Origin of the sequence: Arthrobacter sp. MYb214 (genome assembly GCF_002979865.1) — a bacterium.
In the GTDB taxonomy this organism is placed as follows: domain Bacteria; phylum Actinomycetota; class Actinomycetes; order Actinomycetales; family Micrococcaceae; genus Glutamicibacter.
In genome coordinates this window covers 277,676-296,602 of record NZ_PCPZ01000001.1, presented here as the reverse complement: position 1 = coordinate 296,602, position 18,927 = coordinate 277,676, and the positions used below count along the sequence as shown (strand labels likewise).

Below are 18,927 nucleotides of genomic sequence, written 5' to 3'. Positions count from 1 at the left end.
AAGATGTCAAAGAATGGCCTCTGGCTAGTTGGGAATAACACCGGCACCACGCAGATAGTGCATGATCGCGTTCTCGAAGGCCTCTTGCTGGTCCACGGGCCTTGCCGCTTGGCCCAGCGCGGCCGACAGGTGGGGGTAGCGGCCTGTTTCCAGCTGCGCGAACAGCGCCGCCGGGTCTTCGGGCCGCTGCTGGCTTTGCTCATTGAGCGCAAATGCTGCGGTGATGGCGTTGAGCATCGCCAGGCAATGCAGCTTGGCCCCTGCCTCCAGCCCGCTGCCTTCCAGGGCCGCTAATCCGCGTTCCAGGTAGGCCAAGGCGTTCGGCCCCATGGACGACTTGCCCATGGCCAGCGAGGGCACCCAGGGATGCCTGCGCATGATCTGTAGGCCCTGGGCGGCCAGGCCGAGAAGCTGCTGGGCAGCCGAACCTGCCAGCGATTCCAGTTCATATTCCGCGCTGATCTGCTCAACCATAAGGCCGGTGAGCTCCTCATGGGACTCAACGTAACGGTACAGGGAGGCGGCTCCTGCTCCGATCTTTGCAGCTACGGCTCTGATGGATACCGCTCCCATGCCTTCTTCATCGGCCAGCGCGATCGCCGCCTGGGCAATCTTGTCCCGGGAGTGCCGGGGCCTGGGCCCGGTGCGAGGCTGGTTGCCGGTCATCGCTCGTCCTTTCCCGCAGGGCGCATCGCGCGCCGTGCTCTGGCTGTATAGTTAACCGCGAACACTGTTCGCATTTAACTCTACAGGAGGAACCATGCGCTTGCTGATGATCGCACCGGGAACACGAGGCGATGTCGCGCCGATGGCCGGCCTCGGCCAGAAGCTGGCGCTCCATGGTTTCGATGTATCCATTGCGGCAAACCCGGCATACAAGGACCTTGCGGTTTCAGCAGGCTGCCGATTCCGGGAGCTCCCCGGCGACATGGGCGCCTTGGTCAAGCCGGCAGCTCCGGGCGCTAAGGCCAGCCCCAAGGATCTGCGCCGGTACCTCCGGGAGCTCCGGGACTATTTCGAACTGGCAGCTACCGGAACGATGGCCGCAGCCGAGCGAGGTGCCGATATCATCATGACCAATGCGGTAGCACCCTATGCCTACGACGTGGCCGAGGCCATGGGCATCCCCGCGATCGGCGCGCACCTGCAACCCATTGAACCCAGTGCAGCGTACTCGCCCATGGCTTTGGGTGCATCGCGCAGCTTCGGGCCACTGGGCAACAAGCTGCTCGGCCAGCTCTTCGCCGCTTCCAAGGCGCCCTACGACCTCCCAGCAAAGCGGGTACGCGAATCCCTGGGATTGCCCGCACGCAGCCGTGCCGCCTCCGAACGCCTTCGCCGCCAGCACCGGAGCCCCATTCTCCACGGCTTCAGTTCAGTTATCGTTCCACGGTCCGCTGATTGGCATGAGGGGATCGTCAATTGCGGGTACTGGTGGCCGCCAGCCGATCCGGCATGGACACCGTCGCAGAGGCTGCTCGACTTCATCGACGAGGGGCCGGCGCCAGTCTTCATTGGCTTCGGCAGCACGCAGGCGCTGGAACCGGACTTCATCACGGATGTTGCCCGGCGCACCGGAAGACGGACTATCGTGCAAGGGGAACCGGAAATCGACGAACCCGGCATCCTGGGCATCGGCGCGGTACCCCACCACTGGCTGTTTCCGCAGATGGCAGCCGTCGTGCAGCATGCAGGGGCCGGCACCACGGCCGCTGGCCTGCGGGCAGGCGTCCCCGCAGTTCCGGTTCCAGTCTTCACCGACCAGCCGTTCTGGGCCCAGCGCATCCACCGGCTCGGCGCGGCTGCCGAGCCCATTGCCTACAAGCACTTGACTGCGCAGCGGCTCGCGTCCTCGATTACCGGAGTCCTGGCCAATGAGGACCTGGCCGATGGCGCCCGGCGAATTGCCCGGCAGCTGGCAGCCGAAACGGACAGCTCGATTCCAGTGATAAGGATCCTCGAACAGCTGGTCGCCAGGCACCGGCCCAGCTAGTCTGGCCGGGACCGGTAGAATTGGAAGTCCAGCCCCTCGCAACAGAACAGCTCATGCGCGGTTGCCATGCGCTTGAGCAACGCTGATCGACAGGGCCATCCCATCGCTTCCCATTCCGCCACCGCCCCTGTGACCGTTTCCTGGGACCACGAAGGAACCAGCACCACGGCCATCTGGCTGTCCGCCAATTCCCGCCGGGCACCAGCACACATCGTGGTGGCCGATGACCGCTTGAGCGCGGATGCGGCCATGCGCCACGCGGCCCGCGGCACGGCCATGCTGTGGACCGGCGACTTCCACAACGCCAAGCAGCTGCTTGCCGCCATGGACCGGCGCATGGCGGCCGCCAACGCGGCCAAGGCCAGCAGCGCGAAGGCCAAGAAGAAGGTCCTGGATGATGCGCAGAAGTTCTACGCCATCCGGCAGGCCCGGGCCCAGCGTTCGCGGATGTTGTCGCTGATCCTGGTTCCCTTGGATTTCCACGCCGAGGACGGCCTGGCCGTCCTGGACTTGCCCCGAGCGCCGATCGTCGGTCCGGCGGTGGCATCCGGCTACGAGCAGGCCGCAGGCCTGGCAGGTCACCGGGCTGTGGCCAGCCTGCAGGAACTAGCTGGCATGCTCAGTGCCCACCAGTGGTTCCTGAAGGGTGTGGACGTTCCGGCACTGGGAGCGAAAATCCACCCGGCCTACGGGACGTTCATGCCCACCCGCCAGGAATATGTGGATCTGGTGGCGGTGGCCCCGCTGGAGGATCGCTCGCTGGCTTTCGACATCGGCACCGGAACCGGAGTGCTCTCGGCAGTGCTGGCCCGCCGCGGAGTCAAACAGGTCATCGGCACCGACATCCACCAGCGCGCGGTGGACTGCGCCAATGACAACTTCGCGCGCTTGGGTATTTCCGGTACCGCCCGTGCGCAAATGACCAGCATGTTCCCCGAGGGCCGGTCCCCGCTGGTCGTGTGCAATCCCCCGTGGCTTCCGGGCAGCGCGCCGAGCACCCTGGATGCGGCCATCTACGATCCCGAGAGCAAGATGCTGATGCAGTTCCTGCGCGGATTGCCCGGTCACCTGACCGAGAACGGCGAAGGATGGCTGATCATCTCGGATCTCGCCGAGCTGCTGGGCTTGCGTACCCGCGCGCTGCTGCTGGAGGCCATCGAGGCGGCAGGCCTTGAAGTCATCGACAAGATCGACACCGCGCCAAGGCACCACCGCGCACAGGATGCCCAGGACGTGCTGCATGCGGCCCGTTCGAAGGAAGTCACTTCATTGTGGAGGCTCAAGGCCAAGTAGCCCCGAGTGCGTTCCATGCAGAAACGGCAAAGGTGCCCGCGGAATTCGCGGGCACCTTTGCCGTTTAAGCTCCTGCGTGCCTGTTGCTACTTGTCCAGGCCGTCGCGTACGTCCTTGGCCGCATCCTTGACTGACTCGCCGGCCTGTTTGGCTTTCGCAGCGGCTTGGTCCTTAACGCCTTCAGCCTGCAGGCGTTCATTGCCGGTCGCATCGCCTACGGATTTCTTGGCCTTGCCCGAAACTTCTTGCGCCTTATTCTGGATCTTATCGCCTAGGCCCATTGGAAAATCTCCTTCTGCAGTTGATTCGACAGCGTACCTTCTCCAGCCTAATGGGCCGCGCAGATGATTCACCTGTCCCGGGCCTCTGCATTAGCTGGCAGATTTTCCCGGTTCCTCCCCGGCTGCGCAATTGCGTGTATCCTTGCACGTTCGTCCGGCGATCACACCGCATCCAGCAGTGCGCGAAGCTGTTCCTTGTACTCTTCGAAGGCGGTTCGCCCAGCGCGGGTCAAGGCAATGTAGGTCACTGGGCTGCGCCCCTCCAGGATCTTGTCCACCTTCACGTAGTCACCGTCTTCCAGCTTGCGCAAATGCGTTGCCAGATTACCCGAGGTCATCGACAGCAGGCCCTGCAGCTTGGGAAACGAGATGCTGTCCCCGGCCCGCAAGGTGTCCAGGACCGTGACGGTCCTCAGCCGTGCCTGGGCGTGGATCAGCGGGTCAAGCTCCTGCATGCCCACCCCGGATCAACGCTCCTGAGACCAGTTCCGGCTTGCTGCCGTGCAGCAGGCCCAGCACGATGAATCCCAGCCCGCCAACGGCACCGGCCAAGAGGTTCAGCGGTGCCGGCGAGGCCAGTGAGAGCAGGGCAATAGCCAGGATCCAGGACCCGAAGACCAGCTGGGCCCGGTCGTTGAAGAGCACCGAGCCGGCAACCACGAGCACGCCGATCACCAGGCACAGGCCGGTGAGGGCAAAAGTCGCCATGCCCATTGAGCTCAGCCCCTCGACATGCAGCCGCCACCCGAGCAGGGCGGTGATGATCACGCCCAGGCTGAAGGTGTTGCCGTAGATCGCCCCTTGCGCCATCGGCGGCCCTTTGGTCCCAGACCCGCGCTTGGCCGAATGCACGGCGGAAATCACGATCACAATGAGGAATGAGGCAACTGCGGTGCCGATGCCAACTGCTGGCGGCAGCAGCCGCGCAGACTCGCACCCCGCGGTTTCCTGACCACGGCAGAAGCCGCAGGCCAGGGCCCTTCAAGAGCGATTGCACGTCGCATGGAAGCGAAGTGGATTTTTCCTGCAGCGCTCGGTTTGCGCTTGGCGCTATTTGCGCCCGAGCACGGCCACCAGGAAATCGGCGGCAGGCAAATGGAAGTTCCAGGTCGAATAGCGTTGCTGCAGTGCCAGCCCCGCCTCCAAAGCGTCGGCCTCGAAGTCATCGAACCCGTAGCCGCGTCCCGAGCCGAAGCCGATGATCATGCGCCCGTCTGCCGCCAGATGCCCGCGCAGTTGCTGCAGCGCCGGGCGGCGTTCGGACTCGGAGAGGAAGGTGACGACATTGCCGGCAGAAACTATCAGGTCGAATTCCTGGTTCTCCCCCGCTGCGTCAGCGATGGTGAAGTCAGCCAGATTGCCGACCTGCCATTGGGCTTTGGGGTAATCTGCCCGGGCAACATCGATTAAATGCGGGTCGAGGTCCACGCCAACCACTTGGTGCCCTTGCTCGGAAAGCCAGCCGCCGATCCGCCCGGTCCCGCATCCGGCATCCAGAATTCTGCTGCCCCGGGCAACCATCGCGTCAACGGCGCGAGCTTCCCCGAAAATATCCTGGCCTTCGGCGGCAAGCGTGCGCCAGCGCTGGGCAAAATTCTGCGAGTGGTCCGGGTTCTTGCGAACGGTGGCGAGCCAAAGGTTTTCTTCTGGTGCAGTCATGCATCCAGTTTCGCACTTTCGCTGGCATTCGGCGATTGGCTGGCGCCGGCCGGGAATACGAAGAAGACCGCTTCAATCGCTCTTTCCAGAGTGATTGAAGCGGTCTTCGTTTTGGTGGGCCCTACCGGGATCGAACCGATGACATTCACGGTGTAAACGTGACGCTCTACCAGCTGAGCTAAAGGCCCTCCTGCAGTGTGTGAAATCGGGAAGTTTCTTTCCTTCAGTCCTTCGCTGCAACAAGTAATAATCTAATGCATCCCGAACTGACTTGGCAAATTGAAATGGAGGTTTTCATAAAAGAGTGCCGAGCGTCACCACATCGCCTGATCTTGGAACCTACTCTCCAGTGGCGTTGCCGGCAAGTTCGAGGCTGTTCGCATGCACGGGTAATCCGCAATCGCCAGCATCGCCCCCACACCTGCTTATTCCCCGCTGCACCACTGGGACCAGCGCCACCGAGGCGCGAGCTCAGTCCAGCGCGGAAGAACACGAGGCGCCTGGATCTGCGGACTTGCCCCGCAGGTGGAAGCGAAGCAGCTCGATGAGCGATAGCACGTACCAAGAAGCGGTGATCGAAGACGACGCCGCCACCCTCCACGGGGCATTGGAAAACAGCGATGCCAGATCGCTGTACCGGGTTCGCAGATTCGAAGCACCCTCCGGTGCCGCGCAAGGGCCACCGGCTCAGCCACGCTGGCTTCGGACGACAATGCCAGGAGTCCAGCGTCATCGAGGATCAAATATTCCATGAAGGCGGCACTATGGGCACCGCAGGACTTGCCCGAGTGGAAAAATCGCCTCAAGGAGACAAAAAATCCCCGATCCGAATGGATCGAGGATTCTTATTTGGTGGGCCCTACCGGGATCGAACCGATGACATTCACGGTGTAAACGTGACGCTCTACCAGCTGAGCTAAAGGCCCTTACCATGTTCGCTTTTGCAAGCCAACGAGGAATAACTCTACACAGGTTTCTGCGTCCGGGCAAATCGGTGAGCCGACTTTTTTCGTGAACTGGAGCACAGCCCATATCGGCACGCTAAACGGCGCGTTCCACTGCCGCCTTGTAATCATCAATGCTTCTTGACTGCGTCATCTCGCTGCGGAAAATATCGCGCACTTCACCGTCAACCAGGTACAGCGTCAATCTGGCCGCGACCCCACGCTCAGGGTCAAAGGCGTCGGCCTGTTGCGCCACCGCCCCATGAGGCCAAAAATCGGCCAGCAGCTCGAAGTCCAAGCCAAGCGACTGCGCATAGTTGCGCAGGGTGAATTTATGGTCCACCGAAATGGCCACGATGCGCACCTGGTGCTGCGTGAAGAATTCGTAGTGCTCTTGGAGTGTTGCCAGTTCCGACCCGCATACCCGCGAAAATGCCCAGGGATAAAAGACAACCAGCACCCGGCCGCTAGACAGCCCGGTACTGGTTATCGTTTCGCCGTACTGATTTTCCAGCGAGAAGTCGAACAGGCGTGAACCTGTTTGAATCATTAGTTCTTCTTACGCGGGGCGAGGCGGATTGCGGACCAATCCTCCGAAACGCCTTCACTAGTAGTTACATGCAGGCCAGCGGTTGGCGCCTCCTGCTGGATAAGTGCTGGGGATACATGTCCCTCGCGGCCCTGCTTAGGAGTAAGCAGCCAAACGATGCCACTCTCGTCCAAGCAGTTCAGCGCGTCCATCAATGCGTCAACTAGATCTCCATCGCCGTCGCGCCACCAGAAAATGACTGCGTCGACAACGTCATGGTCCTCTTCGGTGAGCAGCTCTGAACCAATCAGGTCCTCGATCGATTCGCGCAGATCGTAGTCCACGTCATCGTCGTAACCCAGTTCCTGAATAAGGTCTTCATTAGCGAAGCCCAATTTTTTGGCGGGCTCCAAGTTTGCCGATACGGCGTCGCTCACTTCATTCCTCCTGCTGGTGCAAAGCGTTACTACCAACGAAACACGGTTTTGCCGCTCCGTTCAAGCGCTACAGCGATAACACGCCGAACAAATATAACCCACATTCCAGTGACCCGCATCATATTGACATGGCCATCGGGAAGTTAGCTCCAGTACCTAGTTGCGCAAGTCACTTCAAATATCTGATTTAAACCGGTTTTTGCTGGAAAACGCGCCACAAAACTGGATCGTTTAACACTAGAGTTGCATATGAACCGGCAGTGCACATCATTCCAGTGCTACTGCACCCGTTGTCCCAATACCGATGCACCGCAGCGCAAAACTGCACAGCGTCGGAGCCGCAATTCAATCAAGGAGCTTCCGTGGCTGTAGAGGAACACATCTCCCAGATCCGTAGCGGGTTGACTTACCAGCTGTCCGATCGGGATCCTGAGGAAACTCAGGAATGGATGGACTCGTTTGACTCCCTCGTAGAGACCCAGGGCACCGAGCGTGCCCAGTTCATTATCCGCTCGCTGCTGCAGCGTGCAGGTGCCAAGTCCGTGGGCGTGCCGCACGTGACCACCACCGACTACGTGAACACCATTCCTGTGGACCAGGAACCAGAATTCCCGGGCGACGAGGCCATCGAGCGCCGCTACCGCGCCTTCATGCGCTGGAATGCCGCCATCATGGTGCACCGCGCCCAGAACCCTCATATCGGCGTTGGCGGGCACATCTCCACCTATGCCGGTGCAGCGACCCTGTATGAAGTAGGTTTCAACCACTTCTTCCGCGGCAAGAACCACCCAGGCGGCGGCGACCAGGTCTTCTTCCAGGGCCACGCCTCGCCAGGCATGTACGCCCGCGCATTCCTCGAAGGCCGCCTGTCCGAAGAGGACATGGACGGGTTCCGCCAGGAAAAGTCGAAGGAAGGCCACGCGCTTCCTTCCTACCCTCACCCGCGTTCCCTGCCTGACTTCTGGGAATTCCCAACCGTCTCGATGGGCATCGGCCCAGCTAACGCCATCTACCAGGCGCAGCTGAACCGCTACCTGCAGAACCGCGGCATCAAGGACACCTCGGACCAGCAGGTCTGGGCCTTCCTGGGCGACGGCGAAATGGACGAGCCGGAGTCGCGCGGCTTCCTGCAGCTGGCCGCCAACGAAAAGCTGGACAATCTGAACTTCGTCATCAACTGCAACCTGCAGCGCCTTGACGGCCCGGTTCGCGGCAATGGCAAGATCATGCAGGAACTGGAAGCCTTCTTCCGCGGTGCCGGCTGGAATGTCATCAAGGTTGCTTGGGGCCGTGAGTGGGATGCCCTGCTCGAAGCAGACAAGACCAACGCGCTGGTTGACATCATGAACCAGACCCCGGATGGCGACTACCAGACCTACAAGGCCGAGTCCGGCGCATTCGTTCGCGAGCACTTCTTCGGCCAGCGTCCGGAAACCAAGGAATTGGTTGCCGACATGAGCGACGACGAGATCTGGAACCTGAAGCGTGGCGGCCACGATTACCACAAGGTCTACGCCGCCTACAAGGCTGCTGCGGAGTTCAAGGGCAAGCCGACCGTCATCTTGGCCAAGACCGTCAAGGGCTACGGCCTGGGTTCGCACTTCGAGGCTCGCAACGCGACCCACCAGATGAAGAAGCTGACCATGGAGGACTTGAAGAAGTTCCGTGATCACCTGCGCATCCCCATCACCGACGAGCAGCTCGAAGCGGACCTCTACACTCCTCCGTACTACCGCCCAACCGAGGATTCGGCTGAGTACAAGTACATGATGGAGCGCCGCGAGGCCCTGGGCGGTTCGGTGCCTACCCGCCGCCAGGAAGCTTCGAAGAAGCTGGCCCTGCCAGGCGAGAAGACCTACGCGATCGCCAAGCGCGGTTCGGGCAAGCAGCAGGCGGCCACCACCATGGCCTTCGTGCGCCTGCTCAAGGACCTGATGCGCGACAAGGAATTCGGCCACCGCATCGTGCCGATCGTGCCAGATGAGTCCCGTACCTTCGGCATGGACTCGTTCTTCCCGACTGCGAAGATCTACAACCCGGGCGGCCAGAACTACCTGTCCGTGGACCGCGATCTGGTCCTGGCCTACAAGGAATCCCCTCAGGGCCAGCTGATCCACCCGGGCATCAACGAGGCCGGCGCCGTCGCAGCCTTCACCGCTGCCGGCACCAGCTACTCGACCCACGATGAACCGCTGATCCCGATCTACGTGTTCTACTCGATGTTCGGCTTCCAGCGCACCGGCGACCAGTTCTGGGCAGCCGGGGACCAGATGACCCGTGGCTTCATCATCGGCGCTACCGCCGGCCGCACCACCCTGACCGGTGAAGGCCTGCAGCACGCAGATGGCCACTCGCCAATCCTGGCCTCGACCAACCCTGCTGTGATCACCTACGATCCGGCCTACGGCTACGAAATCGGCCACATCATGCGCTCCGGCCTGGAACGCATGTACGGCGGAACCCACGCCGATCCGAACGTGATGTACTACCTGACCGTGTACAACGAGCCGATCAGCCAGCCAGCTGAGCCGGAGAACGTTGACATCGAAGGCATCATCAAGGGCATCCACCTGCTCAAGGAAGCTACCACCGACGGCCCGCGCGCACAGCTGCTGGCCTCGGGCGTGGCCGTGCCATGGGCGCTGGAAGCCCAGGCCATCCTGGCCGAGGAGTGGGGCGTTTCGGCTGATGTCTGGTCGGTCACCTCGTGGAACGAACTGGCCCGCGACGGCCAGCGCGCCGACGCCGACGTGCTCGTGGATCCATCGAAGCCGCGGCGCACCCCGTACGTGACCTCGAAGCTGGAGTCCACCCCGGGCCCAGTCATCGCGACCACCGACTACATGCGCGCCGTGCCCGAGCAGCTGCGCCCGTACGTGCCAGGTGAATTCCACACCCTGGGCGCGGACGGCTTCGGCTTCTCGGACACCCGTGCCGCGGCCCGCCGCTTCTTCAAGATCGATGCGCACTCGCTGGTCGTGCAGACCTTGCAGTCGCTGGTTGAGCGCGGCGAAATCCCTGCGGACACCGCAGTGAAGGCGCACGCCAAGTACGACCTGAATAACGCTAACGCCGGCCAGTCCGGCAACGCTGGCGGCGACGCCTAGGCCCCAGGGTCCAGGTGCCCGGAGCTTGCTCCGGCGCCGCATTGAGCAGCTGCCCGATGACGAGGTTTTCCTCGTTGCCGGGCAGCTGGCTCATTTAATCTCACCTTTACCTGCTGTGCCGGGCGCGGGGGAAGAAAAGAAACTAAGCTGGAACCCATGAGTCCTGAAATGGATGCCGCCGCAGCTCCGAAGAACCGTCCCAGCCGATCCCAGGCACCCAGCAGTGAAACGCTCAAGCGACTCAAAAGCCATATTGGCGTCCTGTCCACCACCGCGCTGAAGTACCTGGACCAGCAACTGCCCTGGTACCGATCGCTGGCGCCCAATGAGCGCGCCGCCTTGGGACTGATCGCCCAGAAGGGCATCTCCACCTTCGTTACCTGGTACGAGGATCCCTCCTCCACCCCGTCCTGGGTGGTGACCGACGTCTTCGGCGCCGCTCCCACGGAGCTGACCCGATCCATCTCCCTGCAGAAGGCCTTGGGCCTGTTGCGCACCATCGTGGAAGTGGTCGAATCCCAGGTGCCCGACATCGCCGCCGAGCATGAGCAGGCAGCCCTGCGCGAAGCGGTGCTGCGCTATTCGCGCGAGGTCGCTTTTGCCGCCGCCGATGTCTATGCCCGCGCCGCCGAAACCCGCGGCGCCTGGGACTCGCGCTTGGAGGCCCACGTGGTCGACGCGGTGCTGCACGGCGAGGCCCACGACTCGCTCTCCTCGCGCATTGCGGCCATTGGCTGGAAGTCGCAGAAGAATATCCGCATCCTGGTGGGCACCACCCCTTCGTCCAACCCGGCCACCTTCGTCTCGGCCCTGCGCCGTATTGCCATCCGCTACTCGCGCGATTCGCTGGTGGGCGTGCTCGGCGACCGCTCGGTGCTGATGCTTTCGGACACCAAATTCGAAGAAGCGGATCTGAGCCGGCTGACCCGGTTCTTCGGGCCCGGCCCGCTGGTCTACTCCCCCATGGCTCCGACGGTGAAGGAAATGCACCACGCCGCGGTGGCAGCCGTGGCGGGATTCAGCGCTGCCAAGGCCTGGCCGCAAGCGCCGAATCCGGTCGGTGCCGATGACCTGTGGCCAGAACGCGCCTGCAACGGCGATGAATTGGCCCGCACGGCGCTGGTGGACCAGGTCTACATTCCGCTGCAGCAGGCCTCCAATGGCCTGGCTGAAACGCTCTCCAGCTACTTGGCGCTCGGCCACTCGCTCGAAGGCACCGCCCGGGAACTGTTTGTCCATGCAAACACGGTGCGCTACCGGCTCAAGCGGGTCAGCGAAGTCACCGGTTGGGATCCACTGGTTCCCCGGGATGCCTTCGTCCTGCAAACCGCGCTGCTTTTCGGACGGCTTCACGAATCGAACTTGTAGGCTTCAGCCAAAGAGCGTCGAGGTCCCAACACCGATAATTCCGAGTTGATCGCGCATTACAGCGGAATTCAGCTTCTGGATACGTTAGGCTTTTGTAGAGATCCTACAAACAGTCACCACGAGCTTGGTACTCAAATGAAGCGCCAAAAGCTCCCAACATTTGGAAAGCTGTAAGAGTGTTAGCAATCGTTTGCCCCGGACAGGGCTCCCAGACCCCAGGTTTCCTCACCGAATGGCTCGACGTCGATGGCGTGGCCGAGCATTTGCAGGCGCTCAGCTCGATCACCGAGCGCGACCTCACCGCCCACGGCACCACCTCCGATGAAGAGACCATCAAGGACACCGCCGTCGCCCAGCCGCTGATCGTCGCTGCCGGCCTGGTCACCGCCCGTGCGCTCTTTGGCAGCTCGCTGCCGGCAGGCGCCGTTGTGGCCGGCCACTCGGTTGGCGAGATCACCGCGTCGGCCCTGGCCGGCGCGCTGGACGAAGCTGACGCCATGAATTTCGTGAAGGTCCGCGCCAACGCCATGGCCGAAGCCGCTGCGGCGACTCCGACCGGCATGGCAGCAGTGCTCGGCGGCGACCCGGATGAGGTCCTGGCCAAGCTCGACGAACTGGGCCTGACCCCGGCCAACGCCAATGGCGGCGGCCAGATTGTGGCCGCAGGAACCATGGAGCAGCTCGCGGCCCTGGGCGAGAACCCGCCGGCCAAGGCTCGCGTGATCCCCCTGAAGGTTGCCGGCGCATTCCATACCGCGCACATGCAGCCCGCAGTTGGCATCCTGGAGGAACTGGCCGGAACCATCACCCCGAAGGAACCAGCGGAAACCCTGCTCTCGAACTTCGACGGCAAGGCCGTAGCCGATGGCCAGGCGAACCTCGATTCGCTGGTCGCCCAGGTATCGCGTCCGGTCCGCTGGGACCTGTGCATGCAGACGCTGGCCGAAGCTGGCGTGACCGGTGTGCTGGAACTGGCACCGGCCGGAACCCTGGTGGGATTGGCCCGCCGCGGGCTCAAGGGCGTGAAGACCCTGGCGGTGAAGAGTCCAGCGGATCTGGAAGCTGCCAAGGCGTTCATCGCCGAGCACACCGCCAACTAGGCTTTTGCGCCGTTCACAGATTGTGCACGCCGGGAACGTCATGTTGCGTCCGCCGAGCGCGTCTCTGGCCTAAGCTTTAAACCGACGAAACGTGCCGCGCATTCTTGATGCGCCACCAAAGTTTCATTAAGCCGGCTGGAACCGGTTCCTGGAAACAGGATCTGCGCCCAGCCACAAAAATGACCGGAGTCCTCCGGCTAAGAAGAAAAGGAGCCATCCATGGCTAGCAACGAAGAAATCCTGGCGGGCCTCGCCGAAATCGTCAACTCCGAGACCGGCCTGGACGAAGCAGACGTGCAGATGGACAAGTCCTTCACCGAGGACCTGGACATCGACTCGATCTCGATGATGACCATCGTCGTTGAGGCTGAGGAAAAGTTCGAGGTCAAGATCCCTGACGAAGAGGTCAAGAACCTGAAGACCGTCGGCGACGCCGTCAACTTCATCGCTGCGGCACAGGCTTAAGCTTCCCGGCGTTTTTCGCCACACCGTTGTGCGGGCAAGCCGCGCACACCGGCCGGTACGTCAAGCCGGCCCCCTGAATTTCCAAGCACAGTTCTTATTCGCACAGTAGAGAGTTTGATGATGGCGCGCAAAGTAGTGATCACCGGTCTCGGAGCCACCACCCCAATCGGCGGGGATGTCCCCACCCTATGGGCAAACGCCCTCAAGGGCGTCTCCGGCGCCGTAACCCTGGAAGATGACTGGGTTAAGGAATACGACCTGCCGGTCACCTTCGCCGCCCGCGCTGCTGTGCAGCCGACCGAGGTACTCTCCCGCCCGGAGACCAAGCGCATGGACCCATCGACCCAGTTCGCTGTGGTTGCGGCCCGTGAAGCCTGGGCCGACTCAGGCCTGGTCAAGGAAGAGATGGACCAGAACAAGCTGGCCGTTGCCTTCGCTACCGGCATCGGCGGCGTCTGGACCCTGCTCAACGCCTGGGACACCCTGCGTGAAAAGGGCCCACGCCGCGTCCTGCCCATGACCGTGCCAATGCTGATGCCTAACGGCCCAGCAGCTGCCGTGTCGCTGGACCTGGGTGCCGCCGGTGGCGCGCATACCCCGGTTTCGGCTTGCGCTTCGGGTACCGAAGCGATGCACGTTGGTCTGGAACTGATCCGTTCGGGCAAGGCCGATGTGGTCATGGTCGGTGGCGCAGAAGCCGCGATCCACCCCATGCCGATGGCCGCCTTCGCGTCCATGCATGCACTCTCCCGCCGCAACGATGATCCGACCAAGGCTTCGCGTCCCTACGACACCGACCGTGATGGCTTTGTCATGGGCGAGGGCGCTGGAGCGCTGGTACTGGAAGCCGAAGAGCATGCAATCGCCCGCGGCGCCCGCATCTACGCCGAGCTGGCAGGTTCCTCGGTCACCTCCGATGCGCATCACATCACCGCACCGGATCCAGAAGGCATGGGTGCAACCCGTGCGCTGAAGGCTGCCATGTTCGATGGCCGCATCCAGCCAGAGGACGTGGTCCATGTGAACGCCCACGCAACCTCCACCCCAGTTGGCGACAAGCCGGAATACGCTGCGCTGAAGAACGCCCTGGGCGATCACCTCGAGAACGTGTGGGTATCCGCGACCAAGTCACAGATGGGCCACCTGCTGGGCGCTTCCGGTGCCGTGGAGTCCGTGCTGTGCGCACTGGCCATCTACAACCGCAAGGCCCCGGTGACCATTAACCTGGACAACCAGGATCCAGAGATCCCGTTGAAGGTCGTCACCGGCCAGCCTGCGCAGCTGCCTGCAGAGGGCTCCATCGTTGCGCTGAATAACTCCTTCGGCTTCGGCGGCCATAACGCCGTGGTCGCCATCCGCAGCGTCTAGCCGTTCCGGCAGCTGCAGGCGAGCGCGCCACTGGGCTGGTTGAAGAGCAATCTTCAACCAGCCCAGTGGTCTTTAACCCCGAAAGAATTGGCTCAGAGCCATTGCTTCGGTCCTGACATGTTCGTTAAGCTCAAGTACCGCCTCATGTCGGAGGCAACTGACGGTACATGCCACGAGCAAAGGATCCCTTCCCATGCGCACCCTGATCGCCACTTCCTTCGTCTCCTTGGACGGTGTCGTCCAAGCCCCGGGCGGCGAACCCGGCTACCGCAATTCAGGCTGGACGATGAACTCGGTCGAGTTCGACCCCGCCGCCTACGAACTGAAGGGCGCCGAGCAAGAAGAAGCCAGCGCCATGCTCTTGGGCCGGCACAGCTACGAGGCCTTCTGCGCGGTGTGGCCCTCGATGACCGAGCAGTTCCCGCAGTACAACGCGATGCCCAAGTACGTGCTCTCCACTACCTTGCGGGAGAAGGACTTGGCCGGGAACTGGGGCGAGACTGCGATCTTGCGCTCGGTCGCCGATGTGGCGCGGCTTCGAGCCGGCGACGGCGGCCCGATCAGTATCCATGGATCGGCAACGATGGTCCACTCGCTGCAAGAACATCAGCTCATCGACCAGTACAACCTGCTGGTCTTCCCGGTTTTGCTTGGTGCAGGCAAGCGCCTTTTCAGCGACGCGAGCCTGGACGCGCAGAAGCTGGCCCTTATTGATTCGCAGGTCTACTCCAACGGCATCCAGAAGAACGTGTTCAAGGTTCAGCGCTAGCTGGTCCTAGCTGGCTGCGGGCAGGTAAGGCCGGGTGATCAATTCCAGGTAGTGCCCGGAAGGATCAAGCAGATAGACTCCCCGGCCGCCGTGTTCATGATTAATCTGCCCTGGCAGCTGCCGTTGGGGATCGGCCCAATGCTCCATTTTCCCCTCGCGGATAGTCGCGTAGGCGCGGTCGAAATGCTCGTCATCGAGCAGGTAGGCATAGTGCTGCGCTGGGAAGTCCATCGGTGGTGCAGCGAATTGAAGCAGCACCCCGTGGGCCAGGCTGATGTTGGTAAATGGTCCCCAGCTTGATTCCGCGCGGGCTTCGAGCAACTCAAGATAGAACTTTGCCATGCGTTGCGGGTCGAGTGAAGCGATGATGGTGTGGTTGAACTGTGCGGTCATGTCTCCCTTTCGTGGTTCAGATGTGCTGTTCTTTGGTGGAATGCATCTGGCACGGGAGGGCCGCGGATCAGGGAACGACCAGTTTGCCGTTCCGGGAGTGGCCGCATGCGGCCTGACTGGTCTTCATCGCCATCGAGCATAGCACTGCGCTTCGGCACTTCTCCACAACCGCAGTTTTTAAAGCAAGAAGTGGGATCCCCGGCATGGGATCCCACTTCTTTTGGGTAACAACCCCGCACCATCGGGGTTGTATCTGAGTGTCTGTTGATAAGTCACTCAGGGACTAGATAACCAGTTGCTAAACCACCTGGTTGAGCCATCGAACAGGCGCGTCTTCGCCTGCGTGACGGAAGGGTTCAAGTTCTTCATCCCAGGGCTCGCCGAGAGCGATGGACATCTCCTGGTAGAAGACCGAGGGATTGCCGTCGCCCTTTTCATAGGCCCACCGGATGCGTTCTTCGCTGACCATGACGTTGCCAGCGCAATCAACGGTGGCGTGGAAGATGCCAAGATCAGGGGTCACGGACCAACGGCTGCCGTCGGCACCCGGGCTTGGGTCTTCGGTGATTTCGAAACGAAGGTGCTGCCAACCATGCATCTCACTGGTCAGCAAAGCGCCGGTACCTTGCGTACCTACCCACTCGATTTCGGCGCGACAAAATCCGGGTGCGACGTGCTGTTCGGTCCACTCCATTTTTACTGGAGTACCGAGCACGGACCCGATTGCCCATTCCAGATGTGGGCATAGCGCTGCAGGGGCGGAATGAATATAAATCACGCCTCTGGACATCGGTGCAGACATGCCATCCTCCGTTGCGGTGTTGATCGTCTTCCCCTACGTCAACATCGTTCCGGTGCCATCGCCGCCGATACTTCCATTTTGCCCGATGAAGAGGCCTTTCGCCACCCAGAAAGGCTATTTTTGCAGATTGGTACCAAATAGTCAGGCTCGGGGATGGGCTTGGCGGTAGCTTTGCCTCAATCGGTCAACCGAAACGTGAGTATATAGCTGGGTCGTTGCCAGCGAAGCATGCCCGAGGAATTCCTGGACAGCACGCAAATCTGCGCCGCCATCCAGCAGATGCGTGGCTACGGTGTGCCTTAACGCGTGCGGGCCGCTGGCAGCGGTATCCCCCAGCGATTGCAAGGCCTTGGAAATGACCTCTCGTGCCTGGCGTACATTCAAGCGCGCACCGCGCACCCCTACGAGCAAAGCGCCTTGAGCTTCCTGGCGGGCCAGGACCTTGCGATGCGACCGAATCCACCCGATGATCACGCGTTCGGCGGGCTTGCCAAACGGAACAACCCGTTCCTTGTTGCCCTTGCCGAGAACCCTGACGGTGCGTCGTTCGAAGTCGATGTCGTCAACGTCCAAGGCCACGAGCTCGCTGATACGCAGGCCGGATGCGTACAGCAACTCGGCGATGACTTTATCGCGTGCCGCTACGGCCTGGCTCTTGGCATCGGGGGCAGGTTCCGGCTTGCTCTCGCTGACTTCTTTTCCAGCAGGCGGCTGGGCTGTTTCGGAGAGCAAGCGGTCGATCTGGCTTGGCTGCAAAACATGCGGAAGACGCCGTTCCTTCCTGGGCGCGGCCAGCCGCAGGGCAGGGTCCGCGTCGATCAGCTGATGCTTCAGCGCCCACGCGAAGAAGCTCTTCACCGCAGAGATCCTGCGGGCCAAGGTGGTGCGGGAAATCTGCGATTCATGAAGCTGTGCCAACCAATCGCGGAGCGTATCAACTGAAATCTGCTTGAGGCTCGGATCCTGCGCATGGTGGAGCAAGAACTGGCCGAGGTTCCGCAAATCCACTTCGTAGGCTCGCAGGGTATTAGTGCTGCGGCCGCGTTCGCGTTGCAGGTACTCCAGGTAGTCTGCCACCGGCTCAGCGAATTTTGCTGACGTCGCATTGCTGGCGTGCGTCGTTGATTCTTGCTTCATCACTATTGAGGATACCCTCAGCTGCGTCACCGGTCAGTTTTGGCGCACCAACTTCCATGCCAGGCCATCGGTGGCAGCCATTTGCAGTGTCTCCAATCGATTGATGGCGCGTAGCGTCTGGATCAGCGGCACCCCGCTGCGGGCAGAGATCTCATCGACCAGCAGTCCTTTGGTGAAGGACATGATGTCGTACACCATTGCTTCGTCCCTACCCAGGATGTCCGTCGGGCGTTGCTGAACTTTGGCACTCCGCGGCTCTGCTTGGCAGTGGTGGCCAACCAGGCCCAGCGCATCTTGCGGGCTGGCGAGCAAGGCCGCACTGCCTTCTGCAATCAATCGGTGGCACCCTGCGGAGTTGGGCGCGAAAACGCTTCCGGGAACGGCCGCTACATCGCGTCCCAACTCGACTGCATGGCTGGCGGTGTTCAGCGCTCCTGAGCGGTGGCGCGCTTCGCTGACGATAACCAGCCTGCTCAATGCCGCGATCAGCCGGTTGCGGTTCAGGAAGCGGAAGCGTGCTGATGTGGTTCCGGGAGGCACCTCTGAGATCAGCACGCCGCGAGCAACAATCTGGTTGAGCAGGTTGCTGTTGCCCGAAGGGTAGAGCCGATCGATGCCGCCAGCCATAACCGTGATCGTTGGCGGGTTCGGATGCTGCCAATCGTCCACGCTCAGAGCGGCCCGGTGCGCGCTGGCGTCAATGCCGTAAGCGCCACCCGAGACAATGGTGTACCCGTTCAAGGCCAGGGTCCGGCCAAGATCGAAGGTGACTTGATCACCGTAGTCACTGGCATCGCGGGAGCCGACGATGGACACGCTGCGCGCCAGCTCTTGGCCGTCGAGCAATTGCGGGTTCGCTGAACGCCACCACAGGCACAGGGGACGTCCCAGTTCCAGGTCGGCTAGCTGTCGCGGCCACGAAGCATCGTCCGGGATCAGCAATCCGCCACCCGCGTGCGCAGCGGCATCCAAGGCTCCCGCCGGGTTGCTCAGCGACAGGCGCTTTCTCCATCGGGCCAAGGCTACCCTCAAGTCTTGTGCGCCATCCCCGGGCGGGTGGAATCCGAGGATTCCGTCGACCGGCGCTTTGAGCGCGGCCGGATAGAAATCCTCCCGCTGGATCAGGCGCAGCAGTTCCTGTGGGCTCATCAATTCCAGCAAGGCCGTGGCCACATAGTCGTTGGGCTCGATAAGTTGGTTCAGATGGGCGTAGACCCGGCGCTCCTGGCTGGTTGGAGCCGAAGCTTTTCCGGCAGTGTTCACATCGTTGAAAGTCATGGCC

General features: G+C 62.0%; 20 protein-coding genes and 2 tRNA genes. 8 read left to right on the top strand and 14 right to left on the bottom strand.

All coding sequences use genetic code 11. From position 1 onward, the window contains the following. Window positions 1-24 precede the first annotated feature (24 nt). Window positions 25-666: a TetR/AcrR family transcriptional regulator gene (locus CQ012_RS01230; protein ID WP_105661219.1), complete on the bottom strand. Its 642-nt coding sequence runs from the start codon at window positions 664-666 to the stop codon at window positions 25-27. A gap of 94 nt (window positions 667-760) precedes the next feature. Between CQ012_RS01230 and CQ012_RS01225 the strand changes: the two genes are divergently transcribed. Continuing rightward, entirely contained in the window at window positions 761-1,993 is a 1,233-nt protein-coding gene (locus tag CQ012_RS01225; protein WP_105661218.1) for a glycosyltransferase, read from the top strand. A 66-nt stretch (window positions 1,994-2,059) separates the two neighbouring features. Next, entirely contained in the window at window positions 2,060-3,286 is a 1,227-nt protein-coding gene (locus tag CQ012_RS01220) for a N5-glutamine methyltransferase family protein (protein WP_105661217.1), read from the top strand. 86 nt (window positions 3,287-3,372) lie between these two features. On the opposite strand, the gene CQ012_RS01215 is transcribed toward CQ012_RS01220, so the two are convergent. The 8 genes from CQ012_RS01215 to CQ012_RS01180 form a co-directional block, all read right to left on the bottom strand. Further along, window positions 3,373-3,567: a CsbD family protein gene (locus tag CQ012_RS01215; RefSeq protein WP_105657755.1), complete on the bottom strand. Its 195-nt coding sequence runs from the start codon at window positions 3,565-3,567 to the stop codon at window positions 3,373-3,375. Between the two features lie 161 nt (window positions 3,568-3,728). Further along, window positions 3,729-4,022, bottom strand: coding sequence for a transcriptional regulator (locus CQ012_RS01210; protein ID WP_105657754.1), 294 nt, complete (start codon window positions 4,020-4,022; stop codon window positions 3,729-3,731). Further along, window positions 4,009-4,377, bottom strand: coding sequence for a hypothetical protein (locus CQ012_RS01205; RefSeq protein ID WP_146112884.1), 369 nt, complete (start codon window positions 4,375-4,377; stop codon window positions 4,009-4,011). The genes CQ012_RS01210 and CQ012_RS01205 overlap by 14 nt, the downstream gene beginning before the upstream one ends. 240 nt (window positions 4,378-4,617) lie before the next feature. Continuing rightward, window positions 4,618-5,226 (bottom strand): class I SAM-dependent methyltransferase, encoded by a 609-nt coding sequence (locus CQ012_RS01200; protein WP_105657752.1) that lies wholly within the window; start codon window positions 5,224-5,226, stop codon window positions 4,618-4,620. 112 nt (window positions 5,227-5,338) lie between these two features. Beyond that, a tRNA-Val gene (locus tag CQ012_RS01195) sits at window positions 5,339-5,414 on the bottom strand. Between the two features lie 662 nt (window positions 5,415-6,076). Beyond that, window positions 6,077-6,152, bottom strand: a tRNA-Val gene (locus CQ012_RS01190). Between the two features lie 115 nt (window positions 6,153-6,267). After that, window positions 6,268-6,720, bottom strand: a complete 453-nt coding sequence (locus CQ012_RS01185; protein ID WP_105657751.1) for a redoxin domain-containing protein — start codon at window positions 6,718-6,720, stop codon at window positions 6,268-6,270. Next, window positions 6,720-7,136, bottom strand: a complete 417-nt coding sequence (locus CQ012_RS01180; RefSeq protein WP_105657750.1) for a DUF3052 domain-containing protein — start codon at window positions 7,134-7,136, stop codon at window positions 6,720-6,722. The genes CQ012_RS01185 and CQ012_RS01180 overlap by 1 nt, the downstream gene beginning before the upstream one ends. 362 nt (window positions 7,137-7,498) lie before the next feature. Here CQ012_RS01180 and aceE point away from each other — a divergent pair, with 362 nt between their 5' ends. Continuing rightward, window positions 7,499-10,243 carry a pyruvate dehydrogenase (acetyl-transferring), homodimeric type gene (aceE, locus tag CQ012_RS01175; RefSeq protein WP_105657749.1) on the top strand — a complete coding sequence of 915 codons (2,745 nt, stop codon included), beginning with the start codon at window positions 7,499-7,501 and terminating at the stop codon, window positions 10,241-10,243. Here the strand turns inward: aceE and CQ012_RS17820 are convergent. Then, window positions 10,203-10,337 (bottom strand): hypothetical protein, encoded by a 135-nt coding sequence (locus tag CQ012_RS17820; RefSeq protein ID WP_286134540.1) that lies wholly within the window; start codon window positions 10,335-10,337, stop codon window positions 10,203-10,205. The genes aceE and CQ012_RS17820 overlap by 41 nt on opposite strands. A 62-nt stretch (window positions 10,338-10,399) precedes the next feature. Between CQ012_RS17820 and CQ012_RS01170 the strand changes: the two genes are divergently transcribed. The 5 genes from CQ012_RS01170 to CQ012_RS01150 all read left to right on the top strand — a co-directional run bounded on the left by CQ012_RS01170 (window position 10,400) and on the right by CQ012_RS01150 (window position 15,313). Continuing rightward, window positions 10,400-11,611 carry a PucR family transcriptional regulator gene (locus CQ012_RS01170; RefSeq protein ID WP_105657748.1) on the top strand — a complete coding sequence of 404 codons (1,212 nt, stop codon included), beginning with the start codon at window positions 10,400-10,402 and terminating at the stop codon, window positions 11,609-11,611. Window positions 11,612-11,787: 176 nt separating this feature from the next. After that, window positions 11,788-12,711: an ACP S-malonyltransferase gene (locus CQ012_RS01165; protein WP_105657747.1), complete on the top strand. Its 924-nt coding sequence runs from the start codon at window positions 11,788-11,790 to the stop codon at window positions 12,709-12,711. 219 nt (window positions 12,712-12,930) lie between these two features. After that, window positions 12,931-13,176 (top strand): acyl carrier protein, encoded by a 246-nt coding sequence (locus CQ012_RS01160; protein WP_105657746.1) that lies wholly within the window; start codon window positions 12,931-12,933, stop codon window positions 13,174-13,176. A gap of 120 nt (window positions 13,177-13,296) precedes the next feature. After that, on the top strand, window positions 13,297-14,544 hold the full coding sequence (gene fabF, locus CQ012_RS01155; protein ID WP_105657745.1) for a beta-ketoacyl-ACP synthase II: 1,248 nt from the start codon (window positions 13,297-13,299) through the stop codon (window positions 14,542-14,544). A gap of 193 nt (window positions 14,545-14,737) precedes the next feature. Continuing rightward, entirely contained in the window at window positions 14,738-15,313 is a 576-nt protein-coding gene (locus tag CQ012_RS01150; protein WP_105657744.1) for a dihydrofolate reductase family protein, read from the top strand. A gap of 6 nt (window positions 15,314-15,319) precedes the next feature. On the opposite strand, the gene CQ012_RS01145 is transcribed toward CQ012_RS01150, so the two are convergent. The 4 genes from CQ012_RS01145 to dprA form a co-directional block, all read right to left on the bottom strand. Then, window positions 15,320-15,706 carry a VOC family protein gene (locus tag CQ012_RS01145; RefSeq protein WP_105657743.1) on the bottom strand — a complete coding sequence of 129 codons (387 nt, stop codon included), beginning with the start codon at window positions 15,704-15,706 and terminating at the stop codon, window positions 15,320-15,322. Window positions 15,707-16,004: 298 nt separating this feature from the next. Continuing rightward, the gene (locus CQ012_RS01140; RefSeq protein ID WP_105657742.1) at window positions 16,005-16,508 is read right to left on the bottom strand and encodes a DUF3145 domain-containing protein; all 504 of its coding nucleotides are present in this window, start codon (window positions 16,506-16,508) and stop codon (window positions 16,005-16,007) included. 141 nt (window positions 16,509-16,649) lie between these two features. Beyond that, entirely contained in the window at window positions 16,650-17,645 is a 996-nt protein-coding gene (locus tag CQ012_RS01135) for a tyrosine recombinase XerC (RefSeq protein ID WP_105657856.1), read from the bottom strand. A 33-nt stretch (window positions 17,646-17,678) separates the two neighbouring features. Next, window positions 17,679-18,923 carry a DNA-processing protein DprA gene (gene dprA / locus CQ012_RS01130; protein WP_286134221.1) on the bottom strand — a complete coding sequence of 415 codons (1,245 nt, stop codon included), beginning with the start codon at window positions 18,921-18,923 and terminating at the stop codon, window positions 17,679-17,681. Window positions 18,924-18,927 lie beyond the last annotated feature (4 nt).

What these genes read in the sequence shown, in the direction of transcription:
- CQ012_RS01150 (WP_105657744.1), top strand. Translation starts at nt 14,738, where the DNA reads ATGCGCACCCTGATCGCCACTTCCTTCGTCTCCTTGGACGGTGTCGTC.
- CQ012_RS01140 (WP_105657742.1), bottom strand. Translation starts at nt 16,508, where the DNA reads ATGTCTGCACCGATGTCCAGAGGCGTGATTTATATTCATTCCGCCCCT.
- CQ012_RS01205 (WP_146112884.1), bottom strand. Translation starts at nt 4,377, where the DNA reads ATGGCGCAAGGGGCGATCTACGGCAACACCTTCAGCCTGGGCGTGATC.
- CQ012_RS01135 (WP_105657856.1), bottom strand. Translation starts at nt 17,645, where the DNA reads ATGAAGCAAGAATCAACGACGCACGCCAGCAATGCGACGTCAGCAAAA.
- CQ012_RS17820 (WP_286134540.1), bottom strand. Translation starts at nt 10,337, where the DNA reads ATGAGCCAGCTGCCCGGCAACGAGGAAAACCTCGTCATCGGGCAGCTG.
- CQ012_RS01185 (WP_105657751.1), bottom strand. Translation starts at nt 6,720, where the DNA reads ATGATTCAAACAGGTTCACGCCTGTTCGACTTCTCGCTGGAAAATCAG.
- dprA (WP_286134221.1), bottom strand. Translation starts at nt 18,923, where the DNA reads ATGACTTTCAACGATGTGAACACTGCCGGAAAAGCTTCGGCTCCAACC.
- CQ012_RS01230 (WP_105661219.1), bottom strand. Translation starts at nt 666, where the DNA reads ATGACCGGCAACCAGCCTCGCACCGGGCCCAGGCCCCGGCACTCCCGG.
- CQ012_RS01225 (WP_105661218.1), top strand. Translation starts at nt 761, where the DNA reads ATGCGCTTGCTGATGATCGCACCGGGAACACGAGGCGATGTCGCGCCG.
- CQ012_RS01200 (WP_105657752.1), bottom strand. Translation starts at nt 5,226, where the DNA reads ATGACTGCACCAGAAGAAAACCTTTGGCTCGCCACCGTTCGCAAGAAC.
- CQ012_RS01170 (WP_105657748.1), top strand. Translation starts at nt 10,400, where the DNA reads ATGAGTCCTGAAATGGATGCCGCCGCAGCTCCGAAGAACCGTCCCAGC.
- CQ012_RS01160 (WP_105657746.1), top strand. Translation starts at nt 12,931, where the DNA reads ATGGCTAGCAACGAAGAAATCCTGGCGGGCCTCGCCGAAATCGTCAAC.
- CQ012_RS01210 (WP_105657754.1), bottom strand. Translation starts at nt 4,022, where the DNA reads ATGCAGGAGCTTGACCCGCTGATCCACGCCCAGGCACGGCTGAGGACC.
- fabF (WP_105657745.1), top strand. Translation starts at nt 13,297, where the DNA reads ATGGCGCGCAAAGTAGTGATCACCGGTCTCGGAGCCACCACCCCAATC.
- CQ012_RS01215 (WP_105657755.1), bottom strand. Translation starts at nt 3,567, where the DNA reads ATGGGCCTAGGCGATAAGATCCAGAATAAGGCGCAAGAAGTTTCGGGC.
- CQ012_RS01220 (WP_105661217.1), top strand. Translation starts at nt 2,060, where the DNA reads ATGCGCTTGAGCAACGCTGATCGACAGGGCCATCCCATCGCTTCCCAT.
- CQ012_RS01145 (WP_105657743.1), bottom strand. Translation starts at nt 15,706, where the DNA reads ATGACCGCACAGTTCAACCACACCATCATCGCTTCACTCGACCCGCAA.